Annotated in this window: 7 protein-coding genes and 1 pseudogene; 2 read left to right on the forward strand and 6 right to left on the reverse strand. The window is 46.9% G+C overall.

Annotated features, from left to right (window positions below; genetic code table 11):
• Positions 1–56 precede the first annotated feature (56 nt).
• The gene (locus tag AACT18_RS15985; RefSeq protein ID WP_094125658.1) at positions 57–2,945 is read left to right on the forward strand and encodes an Ig-like domain-containing protein; all 2,889 of its coding nucleotides are present in this window, start codon (positions 57–59) and stop codon (positions 2,943–2,945) included.
• Positions 2,946–3,338: 393 nt separating this feature from the next.
• Complete coding sequence (locus tag AACT18_RS15990; RefSeq protein WP_017048247.1) at positions 3,339–3,611, forward strand: hypothetical protein; 273 nt, start codon at positions 3,339–3,341, stop codon at positions 3,609–3,611.
• A gap of 13 nt (positions 3,612–3,624) precedes the next feature.
• On the opposite strand, the gene AACT18_RS15995 is transcribed toward AACT18_RS15990, so the two are convergent.
• The 6 genes and pseudogenes from AACT18_RS15995 to citS all read right to left on the reverse strand — a co-directional run bounded on the left by AACT18_RS15995 (position 3,625) and on the right by citS (position 10,931).
• Entirely contained in the window at positions 3,625–4,308 is a 684-nt protein-coding gene (locus AACT18_RS15995; RefSeq protein WP_017048248.1) for a response regulator, read from the reverse strand.
• 2 nt (positions 4,309–4,310) lie between these two features.
• Positions 4,311–6,017: an ATP-binding protein gene (locus AACT18_RS16000; protein ID WP_088732984.1), complete on the reverse strand. Its 1,707-nt coding sequence runs from the start codon at positions 6,015–6,017 to the stop codon at positions 4,311–4,313.
• A gap of 70 nt (positions 6,018–6,087) precedes the next feature.
• On the reverse strand, positions 6,088–7,389 hold the full coding sequence (locus AACT18_RS16005; RefSeq protein WP_094125731.1) for a sodium ion-translocating decarboxylase subunit beta: 1,302 nt from the start codon (positions 7,387–7,389) through the stop codon (positions 6,088–6,090).
• A gap of 15 nt (positions 7,390–7,404) precedes the next feature.
• Positions 7,405–9,219: a sodium-extruding oxaloacetate decarboxylase subunit alpha gene (gene oadA, locus AACT18_RS16010; RefSeq protein WP_094125730.1), complete on the reverse strand. Its 1,815-nt coding sequence runs from the start codon at positions 9,217–9,219 to the stop codon at positions 7,405–7,407.
• A gap of 17 nt (positions 9,220–9,236) precedes the next feature.
• Positions 9,237–9,570: pseudogene (locus tag AACT18_RS16015) on the reverse strand (OadG family protein).
• Between the two features lie 20 nt (positions 9,571–9,590).
• Positions 9,591–10,931, reverse strand: a complete 1,341-nt coding sequence (gene citS, locus AACT18_RS16020) for a citrate/sodium symporter CitS (RefSeq protein WP_094144305.1) — start codon at positions 10,929–10,931, stop codon at positions 9,591–9,593.
• Between the last annotated feature and the right edge of the window lie 164 nt (positions 10,932–11,095).

Raw genomic sequence — 11,095 nt, forward strand, 5'->3', positions numbered from 1 at the left:
CGGTGGTGCTAATAAATATACTGAATATTATAAATTTAATATGAGGGTATAAAATAATGTTTAATCAAAAAAACACGCCAGTCTCAATGGCCGACAAAAACTATTACCGGGTCTTAGGCCTAACCATGCTTTTTTCGGGTCTATTGCTAAACCCAATATCTCAGGCTATTGCTGTTGAGTTTAGCGCGGATGCGGTAGCTGAGTCAGAGGGGCAGTGGTGGAGCACTTACACCTTAGCGATTAAAAATACAGGAGCAGAGTCAGCGGATATGCGCGATGCGGTAATCGAATTTGTATTACCCGTTGCGATTAACGATATAGGTTGGCAATCATCGGCGCTATCCCATCCTACGTGGAGTCTATCTCATACCGCTCAAGCGGGCGGTATTCTCCATTCAGTGGCGCTTAAATTCCCTGAAGGTGCTTGGGTTGACAGCGTTCTGAATTCCTCAGAATTACTCTCCTTGACGATCGCTTTTGCTGGTTCATTGGAAAACCTGAGTGCTTTTGAAGATTCTGTTATTGTGAAAATGGAAGGGGGCATCACACCACCGCCCGATTTTTCACTAGATATTCTTTCTCCAGCGCCAAATTCAGTGGTATACACGGGCACAGACGTTAGCATTATGGCTCGTGTTGATGGTGAGAGTGCCGGTAAGCTTGAGTTTTGGGCTAACCAAGACAAAATTGCTCAACAACCATTGAAGCAAGGTGTCACCGAGTATCAGCAAGTGTGGCAACCGAAAGAAGTAGGAGCCGCTTCCATTTCAGTTATCGCGTTCAATGAGGAAGGCGATAAGCTCTCTGAGCAAAGCGTGCCTGTTTCTGTCGAGTCAGAATCGACGGCTCCTAATCCTCCGGTCGTTGAGTTCATTTCCCCAGAAGCGGGATCATCCCACCCACAAGGCACAAGTTTGACGATCTCTGCTGAAGTGACCGATGCTGATCATGATCTGGCTAGCGTTAAATTTTTTGCTAATGACACCGAAGTTTGCAGTATCGATGCCAAAACAGAGCAAGTGTTCTCTTGTGACTGGACCCCTCAAACGGCCGGAAGCGCTGCATTACGTGTTGAAGCGCAAGATGATGAACGGCATGTAACACAAAAAAATCTGACGATTACGGTTACTGATGTGAGTGGTAGTTGCGGTGACGTTGCTCAGTACCAAGATGGCGTGAGCTATCAAGTGGGAGATGAGGTAACCAATATTGGCCATATCTACTCATGTAAAATCGCAGGTTGGTGTGGTAACCCAGTATGGACACCGGGTACTGGGCATCCAAATTATCCAGATGCATGGAAAGATGCATGGAATGACGTTGGTGAGTGCGATCCTAACCCTGTTCCTGAAGTGCATGTTCAATCGCCAGAAAATGGACAAAAAATAGCACCCAATCAGCCATTTGAGGTGGTCGTTGAGGCGACCGACGATACCCAAGTGGCGCGTGTCGATGTTCAATTGAATGGCGAAGTCGTTGCAACATCCACCTCTTCTTCGGGCGATCTTTATACCATCACTGTGCCTGCTCAAGTTGAAGGACAATACACTCTCACGGTTGCCGCGTATGACGATCAAGGCGCAAGTGCTCAAACTGCACCGATTTCGATTGCCATTACTGATAAAGATCTGCTGGTGTCACTCTCTTCCCCTGTAGACGGTTCAAGCTTCTTTGAAGGCCGAGCGATTTCAATCAAAGCGGATGCTAAGAGCTATGAAGGTGAGGTGACTTCCGTGACGTTTATTGCCAACGGCAAGGTACTGAATCAAGACACCGAAGCACCTTATGAATATGAGTGGATTGGAGCGCAAGCAGGCAACTACGCTATTTACGCAAAGGCGCTCAACAGTGCCAATCAAGAGCAAATGTCAGCTCCATCCAATATTACAGTGAAAGAGAGTACCGGTGGTGGTGGCCTTGCTGATAACCCAGACCGTGCCATTAGTTATCTCACTTCTTGGGGATTAAACGATTATGAAAAACTGTTTAATTCTGAAGGTGACGGTTATTTATTATCGTTTGGTAAATGGGATGCTAGCGGTAACATTACGATTTCTGATGACATGGTGACCCCACCAAGTTACAACCCAGATTGGATGCCATCTCAGTACTTAGCGTGGTCAACCTTAAAACACGATAATAGCAATGTCACCATGATGGTCGCGTTTGGTGGTCAAACCTATGAAAGTATTTGGTCTGCGATTGGTAGCGATGTAAATCGGGAGGCGGTGGCCAATGGCCTCGTTGAATTGGTCAACAAACCCTTCCCTGTCTATAAGAAGAACCTAAAACCAGAAGAGGTAGTGGGTGACTGCCTTGCGACGGGTGGTGATGGCCAATGTGATTACAGCAAGTACCAATTAGCGGGTTATGTGCAAATCGATGGTCTTGACTTCGACTTCGAGAAAGCAGCGCGCATCACCGATAAAGAGAACCAAGACCTAACCGCATTGATTAAACTGATACGCCAAAAAGTGGGAGACAATAAAGTGTTGTCGCTGACCACATACCATGTCGGTGCTGATCCTGTGGCATGCATGGATTCAAGTGTGTTTGAAAATTGTTCTTACGTTGAGCCATCAGGTCGCTCGTCTCACCATGGTGAAGTGATCGATCTGTTACAAGCAACCAAGAACGATTTCGATTTCTTCAACGTCATGACCTATGACGCCGGCCAAAACTTCCTCTACGATGTCGCGATGGCCAATTACGCTCAATACATTGGAGACAAGTCGAAAATTGTTTTGGGCAATACGATCAATAGCCAGTGGGGGCCAAACGGCAATTTTGTGGAGAGCCGTGAAAACAACCTCAACCGTGCCAAGTGGCAAAAAGAGAATGGTTACGGTGGTTTCTTTATCTGGGCGTTGGGTTCAAATAATCAAAGTCTGAGCATGGAACAGCAAGTCGAGTACTTCAACGAAATGATCAGTGTCAGTAAGTAGCCTGCATGGTTACTTTGTGAGTTAACTAGATAACGGAAGGCCATGGTGCCTTCCGTGTTTTTATCCATCGTCATCAACTTAATCTGAATCGCCGAAGCTGAAATAGAGAACCGTATTCGACATTTTTGATCATTTCCATGAATGTCGGCATTAAACATAACAATATTTAATTTTTCTTAATTAAAATTTGGTCGTTCCCAGCTCCTATTTTTCGGCCAGGCAACCAGTTACCCTCCACGCCATTACAATGCGACTACTTCAACGTTCATCGCTATATAAATACATAAAAACCAATAAGATTTTTTCCGTTACGGCGAACTTTGAATTACTTCATGCTCAGGCGAGTCGAAATCCATTGTAATAGAGCGACTCAATAGCCACAGTGGTGATGCGATGTTAGTTAGAAAGGTTTCTAGAGATTTGGCTTCTGCTCAAGCGCGAGAAAATTGGTTGGCGTATTGGCAACATTTTAGCCGTGAAAGTCAGGCGTTTTGTTCCGAGATTAACTGTTTAGCACCGTCTTCTCAGGCGATGTTGGTAAAATGCGATAAAGATGAAGAAGGGGTGTTTGTGATCCCACTTTGTCAGTGTCATAGCGACAACTTAGAAGGGGTGCTGGAAATAGGGGAGAGTACCGAAGTGCTCCCCTTCCATTACACGTTATAAATCAAAGCGGTAGTTAGCGTTTTTGGTAAAGCCGCTCAGGACGACCTACCCGACCATGCTGGATACAAGCTTCCAGAAAACCACTGGCCACACAATATTCAAGATAACGTCTGGCGGTGGTTTTGCTGATCCCAATCGCTTGTCCTAACAACTCTGCGGTGTACGCGGTTTGTGGTTCATGGTGATAAATCTCTTGGATTTTGATCAAAGTAAGTTCATCTATCCCTTTGGGTAAACTATCGAGTTGCTCAGTTTTAGCCTGAAAATTAAACAGTTCATCAACGTGGCGCTGATTGACGCTGTCATTAGCGCGCAGCGAGCTAGTGTATTTTAGATAACGCTCCAGCGAGTTTTGCACTCGATCATAGGCAATTGGTTTTAACAGGTAATCAAATACTCCGCAGCGAACAGCTTCGCGTACTGTCTCCATATCGGAAGCGGCAGTGATAAAAATCACATCTGGTGCTTGCGGTTGATGAGTTAGCTCCTTTAAAAACTCTATGCCACGACCATCTGGTAGGTAGTTGTCTAAAAAAATCAGTTTAGGCTTGAGAATGCGCACCATGTTACGTGCTTCATTAATACTTTGTGCCACGCCAACAGGGCGAAAGCGGGTAGTTTGTTTGAGATAAAAGCTGTGCACATCAGCAATGCTCGTTTCATCCTCTACGATCAATACGTCGATTAATTCCATCATAATCAGCTCTTATTATGCCCTTCAGCTAGTGGTAAGTGGTTTTCCGCCACAAGTGTTTTGGGTCGATTGGGAATAAAAATAGAAAAAATAGTCCCTTGCGGCTCTGCACTGTCGATAAGTATCGAACCATGAGCCTGAGTGACAAATTGATGAACAAGGTAAAGTCCAATACCGTGTCCTTGCTGGTTTTTGCTACTCACTCCCTTGAGAAACAAGGTTTGGGCAATGTCGGCAGGAATGCCATTGCCATTATCTGCCACTTCAATCACCAACTCTTCACCGTTATCGGTCAGCAGCAGGGATATGGTTTTATTGTTGTTTGGGTTTTTTAGCGTCGCTTCAAATGCGTTATCCAGTAGGTTACCGAGCACTGCCGCCAGCTCATCTGACGTCATGCATTGCGGCTCTTGATGTAGATGTGACATCGGGTCGAACTCCAAGCACAGCCCTAGCTCTTTAGCACGGCTGTATTTACCGAGCAGTAATCCTGCGATCACTTTGGGATGAAAGGTCTGGGAGATGAAATCGATCAGTTGCTGCTGCTCGGCGGTTTCGCGGCGAATGGTTTTGACGGCTTCATCGTATGCGCCGATTTGAATTAAGCCGCCGATGGTGGATAGTCGGTTAGCAAACTCGTGACTCATTACGCGTAGGTTATCGTTGTGCTGACGGATCTGGCTAAGCTGGGAAGTCAGCGTATTGAAGTCGTTGCGGCGACGAAAACTCACCACCCAACCAATTTGCTGTTGCCCTGAATTGATTGGCACACGGTTCGCCACCAAGGTTTCACCATTACAGCTAATCAGTTCATCTTGCTGGCTGGTGCTGTTTTGCTGTGCTAACTGACCAAACGGACTAGCACCCATGAAAAAGTAAGTCGGAGTGATGAACTCTTGAACATTACGTCCAATCAGATGATTCGGTTGGTGGGCAATGCCAAGAATATTCAGTGCCTTAGCGTTCACAGAAAGGATTTCACCCTTCAAGCTAATCGCAACTATTCCTTCATACACACTTTGTAGAATGGATTGCTGCAGGTTGAGGTTCATGGCGATCTCTTCCGGCTCCATATTGAACATCTGTTGCTTGATATGGCGGGTAAACAGCCAAGCGCTCAATCCAGAAAGCAGCATGAGTAGGGCCACAGTACTGAGCATTGGATAGGAGTAAATGCGTAGCCAATCACTGATATGATCGAGTAAATAGCCCACAGAAACCACACCCAGAACCTGTCCGGAAGGTGAGACAACAGCAGCCTTACCGCGAATTGCCCAGCCTAGGCTGCCTTTTTGGGTTGAGGTGTAATATTCGCCCTCTTTTAACGCTCTACTGCTGTCACCGCCTTGCATGGGTAAACCAATTTTTCGCTCATCTGGATGGGCAATGCGAATACCATTGGCATCGCCAATCACAATAAAGTTGGCATCTGAAATGCGTTGTAGGCGATCGATTTTAGTCTGTACTTCGGTGAGACGATTTTGTTGGATTAGGGCAATTAAATTGGGGTCAGTCGCAATCTCACGCGCTTGAATCAGAGCCTTAGTGCTGATCTGATCTTGTAGGGTTTCACTAAGAGTTTGATGGAAAAAGCCGGCTACCAGCAAAAGCTGGATCACTACCATAGCAACCAGTAGTGCACCGACCCTTTGCTGAAACGAAAGAGTCTGGCAGACTTTGGTGTGTAAAAAGTGGGCTAGTGATATTTTCATGCCGGCGAGTCTATCCTTGCTATAAGTGAGGCTTATTGATTGGAGTCTAAGAAACACCAATCAATAATGTCTATCCCATCACATATTTGATCATAACACCTGCCGCTACTGCAGAGCCAATGACCCCAGCGACGTTTGGTCCCATGGCATGCATCAGCAAAAAATTCTGCGCGTTGGCTTCTAGCCCGACCTTGTTGGAGACGCGTGCCGCCATCGGCACGGCAGAAACTCCGGCTGAACCAATCAGTGGGTTGAGTTTGGTGGTGGAGAAACGGTTCATCAGTTTAGCCATCAAAACCCCTGCGGCAGTACCGACACAAAACGCAACAATACCGAGCACCAAAATGCCGATAGTTTGTGGCTGGAGGAATTTATCCGCCATCAGTTTCGAACCGACTGATAGGCCAAGGAAAATAGTCACTATGTTAATCAGTGCGTTTTGCGCTGTGTCGGATAAACGCTCCACCACACCACACTCACGCATCAAGTTGCCAAAGCAGAACATACCGAGCAGTGGCGTTGCAGAAGGCAGTAAGAGCGCAATCAAAATCAGTAACAGCAGTGGAAAGCCAATTTTTTCTAGCTTGTGTACCTGGCGCAGTTGATGCATCTGAATTTTGCGTTCTTCTTGCGTGGTCAGCGCACGCATTATCGGCGGCTGAATCATAGGTACTAACGCCATGTAGGAGTAGGCTGCGACCGCAATTGCCCCCAACAATTCAGGTGCGAGCATGCTCGAGACGTAAATTGCCGTAGGGCCATCCGCACCACCTATGATGCCAATCGCGGCGGCTTGCGCCACGCTAAAATCCATCACCCCTAAACTGCTTAATGCCAATGCACCCAGTACGGTAGTGAAAATACCAAACTGAGCCGCCGCACCGAGCAGCAGGGTTTTGGGGTTGGCGAGCAGTGGACCAAAATCCGTCATTGCCCCTACGCCCATAAAAATGAGTAGAGGGCCAACTCCGGAGGCGATGGCTAGACTGTAAAACAGATAAAGCATGCCATCGCTGTACTGATACTGCTCGGCGAGCAAGTGCAAGGTGGTCATTTGCAGTGGCGTTGCACTACTCAGTGCTTGCTTAATCTCCAAAGGCATGTACGAGCTAAGTTGCAGTACCTCTGAAAAGGCCGTCATCACTTCCGGTTTGGCGGCATACAAGGCATTTTCTATCGCCGACATGGCAAGCCCTGCATCAGGCAGATTAGAGAGAATGCCACCAAACCCAATAGGCACTAGTAGCAAAGGCTCAAAGCGTTTAAAAATAGCCAGATAGAGCAGCGCTAAACCGACAAGGATCATGATGGCTTGCCCCCACTGGAGGTGGAATAGGCCAAAATCACGCACCATAGCTAAAACGTTTTCCATTATTTTTGTCCCTGATTACGCTAGTACTAGCAAGGCGTCGCCGACTTGTACTGCATCGCCTTCATTGACTTCAATGACACTGATCACTCCGGCACGTGGGGCGCGGATTTCAGTTTCCATCTTCATCGCTTCTAAGATCAGCAAGACATCGCCTTCAGCCACTTCATCACCTGCTGCCGCATGAATTTTCCAGATATTGCCAGAAAGGGGGGCTGCGAGGTTTTCACCTTCTGCTGCACTCGGTACTGGTGCGTTATTGGCCGACGCTGCTGGCGCGACATGTGTCAGCTCGCCGCCTTCATCTACCTTCACCACATAGCTTTGGTTGTTGACGGTAATGGTGTAGACACCGTTACTTGCGACGGACTGACTTTTCACTGACGCGGCTTTGGTTTTTGCCGTAGGCATTTGAGAGGCGTCACCAGTTTTTGCTGCTTGTGGTGCGGGTTCAAATGCTTCTGGGTTATGGCGATTCGCGAGGAACTTCCAACCCACTTGATCGAACAGCGCAATGGTCAGCACATCATCAATCGCATTCTTGGCTAGAGTGATGTGTTGCTCTTTAGCTTGCTGTAATACGCGGTCTTGCAAGGTTGGCATTTCAGCAGTAATCAAATCAGCGGGACGGCAGGTTATGGGCTCAGCACCTGCTAATACTCGAGCTTGCAACTGCACGTTGACCGGCGCAGGTGTTTTACCGTATTCACCTTTCAGTACTCCGCTGGTTTCTTTAGTGATGGTTTTGTAACGCTCACCCATTACGACGTTGATCACCGCTTGTGTACCCACGATTTGTGACGTCGGAGTCACTAGTGGCAAAAAGCCAAGCTCTTCACGTACACGCGGGATCTCTTCGAGCACTAAATCGAGTTTATCCAGTGCGTTTTGCTGTTTGAGTTGGCTTTCCATGTTGGTCAGCATACCGCCCGGGACTTGCGCCACCAAAATACGTGCATCACTGCCTTTCATCATGCCTTCAAAGGCGTGGTATTTTTTGCGTACATCGCGGAAATAGGTCGCAATATTTTCGAGCTTAGCGATATCCAACCCGGTGTCGTAGCCCGTGCCTTGCAAGGTGGCGACCAGAGATTCCGTCGCTGGATGACCATAAGTGCCACTCATGCTGGAAATCGCGGTATCGACCCGATCAACGCCCGCTTCAATCGCTTTGAGTAAGGTCATATCGGCAAGGCCAGCAGTGGAGTGGCAGTGCAGATGTAATTCGACATCCACTTGTCTTTTCAGGGTTGAGATTAACTCTTCGGCAGAATACGGGGTTAAAATGCCGGCCATATCTTTAAGGGCAATCGAATCGACACCCAGCTCCGACAGTTGCTGCGCTATGTCGACCCAAGTTTGTAAATTGTGCACTGGACTCGTGGTGTAACAGAGCGTGCCTTGCGCATGTGCGCCCATCTTTTTCACCGCTTGTAGAGCTTGTTGCATGTTACGCACATCATTCATCGCATCGAATACGCGAAACACATCCATGCCATTTTTCACTGCGCGCTCGACAAAGGTATCCACTACATCATCAGCATAGTGACGATAGCCGAGTAGGTTTTGTCCGCGCAGTAGCATTTGCAGTGGCGTATTGGGCATGGCTTGTTTGAGCAAGCGTAGGCGTTGCCATGGGTCTTCGCCTAAAAAGCGGATGCAACTGTCAAAAGTCGCGCCTCCCCAACATTCCAAAGACCAATAGCCGATCTGATCTAATTGCTGCGCAATCGGCAGCATGTCGTCAATCCGTAAGCGAGTGGCAAAAAGAGATTGGTGAGCGTCGCGTAATACGACATCGGTTACACCTACGCGTTTAATCGCCTGAGTCATCTGTTATTTCTCCTTCACTAAGATAATTTTTGTTGTGCTTTATGGTGATGGATAGCGGCGGTGAGCACCGCGAGCAACTCACCTTGGTTTTGTTTGGATTTAGCCTTATTGGCTGGTGTTTTTTTATTGCCCGTTTTGGTTGGTACTTGAGGCGGGGCAAAACGTACAATCAAGTACGACATGGTGCGAGTTGCAAATACTAAGAAAATCAAAAAGATGAACACAAAGCCCATCCCCAGGGTCAGCAAATTAATCCCTTCGAGGAATAGTGAGGTTGATTGCATAGTCACTTCCAGTGATAAAAACAGGGTTGAAAATAGGGAGAAAAAAGAGGCGCGCTAGGCGCGCCAAATAATCCCAAGGAGCAAGGGTTAAACAAACATACCGAACACCACGCTGGCGATAACGAGCACAATGCCGCCACCCAGACGTGAAGAGATTTGTGCGTAAGAGAGCAAATTCATACGGTTAGAGGCCGCGAGCACTTCAAGGTCACCAGAACCGCCGCGATTAGCCATACACAGACCTGCGGTGATAGAGGATTCAATAGGATAGAAGCCCATCGCCCAACCACCTAAAGCAGCACCCAAAGTCGCCCCAAGTACAATAACAGTGGCAATAATCACGTTAGTAAAGGTTAAGGCATTGATGATTTCCGCCAGATCGGTATAAGCAATACCAACGCCGACCATCAATAGCCACAGCATCTGTTTTGAGAAGAAATTCGACAGGCGTTTCGCGCCCTCTTTGATTTCATCACTGCACAAACCCGCCGCGTTAAGGATGGCGATGATCACCACCATGTAAGCAAAAGTGTGGATCTGAATCGAGCCAAAACCGGGCAGAATTTCTTTCGATAAAGCGTAAGAGAAGGTGTACACACATGCGGCCAGCATTAAACCAATCGCAATTTCACGGTGAGTGATATTAAGATTTTGGGCTTCTTCATTGACGTCTAGTTTTGATCTGCATACTAGCTCGCCATTGCCAGTTAATAATGGGATCTTTTCACCAATAATGTTCAGAGCAGCAGCTACGATGATAGCCACTATATTAGCGATAGTTAAAATGGCGACCGCTACTGAGTAGTATTGTTCTTTTGAACCACCAGTGACCGATTCATATATCTCGGAAAGTGGAATTGCACCTGCGCCATTACCACCGCCCATAATCGGCAGCACATACAGCATCATGATGCGATCAGGGGTGATACCAAATACGAGGCCGATAGCGATACCAAATATCGCCGCACCGGCAACCGCAGCCAGAATGGTTGGAATGTAACCGGCTAGAGAGCGGATCAGTAGTTTACGGTTGACCGCCAAAATGGAGCCAGTAATGAGTACTGCGATGAACAGATCCAAGAACTTGCTCTTATCCATCACTTCGGTCACGGTTTTTATTTCACGGTCGCTGAGCCAGCCCATGTGGACGAACCAAGCAGCAACCAAGAAAATCATTACCGGTGCACCGCCGATGTATTTATTAAAAATAGGTAGGCGTTTGCCAACTTCGCCAAATATCGCGCCGATGACAAACATAAAAGAAAAACCACCGACCAGACCGCTAGGTAAAGTGTCAGTAATATGGGCGGCTAATACAGTGATCAGTAAAAATAAAAATAAAGGGAGTGGAGTGCCAAATATTTTTATCTGGCTTAGATTCAATCCACCTGCGGACTTTTTATCTAAATATAGGGTTTTTTCGTTCATGTTTTTATGTCCAATGAGGTTATTAAGACCTTTACTACATTAAATAAAATAGTCAGTGATAATTGTGAAAATAGTCATTCAAACCAGTGGCTTTAAAAATCTCAATGGTTTTTATGATTTAAATTTTAGATAGATAAATAGAATTTAAAATTAAAGATATAAAA

This window comes from Vibrio sp. V04_P4A5T148 (genome assembly GCF_963875605.1).
Classification (GTDB): domain Bacteria; phylum Pseudomonadota; class Gammaproteobacteria; order Enterobacterales; family Vibrionaceae; genus Vibrio; species Vibrio anguillarum.

Excerpts from the sequence above, each read along its gene's own strand:
- citS (WP_094144305.1), bottom strand. The coding sequence starts at position 10,931 with ATGAACGAAAAAACCCTATATTTAGATAAAAAGTCCGCAGGTGGATTG.
- AACT18_RS16005 (WP_094125731.1), bottom strand. The coding sequence starts at position 7,389 with ATGGAAAACGTTTTAGCTATGGTGCGTGATTTTGGCCTATTCCACCTC.
- AACT18_RS15985 (WP_094125658.1), top strand. The coding sequence starts at position 57 with ATGTTTAATCAAAAAAACACGCCAGTCTCAATGGCCGACAAAAACTAT.
- oadA (WP_094125730.1), bottom strand. The coding sequence starts at position 9,219 with ATGACTCAGGCGATTAAACGCGTAGGTGTAACCGATGTCGTATTACGC.
- AACT18_RS16000 (WP_088732984.1), bottom strand. The coding sequence starts at position 6,017 with ATGAAAATATCACTAGCCCACTTTTTACACACCAAAGTCTGCCAGACT.
- AACT18_RS15995 (WP_017048248.1), bottom strand. The coding sequence starts at position 4,308 with ATGATGGAATTAATCGACGTATTGATCGTAGAGGATGAAACGAGCATT.
- AACT18_RS15990 (WP_017048247.1), top strand. The coding sequence starts at position 3,339 with ATGTTAGTTAGAAAGGTTTCTAGAGATTTGGCTTCTGCTCAAGCGCGA.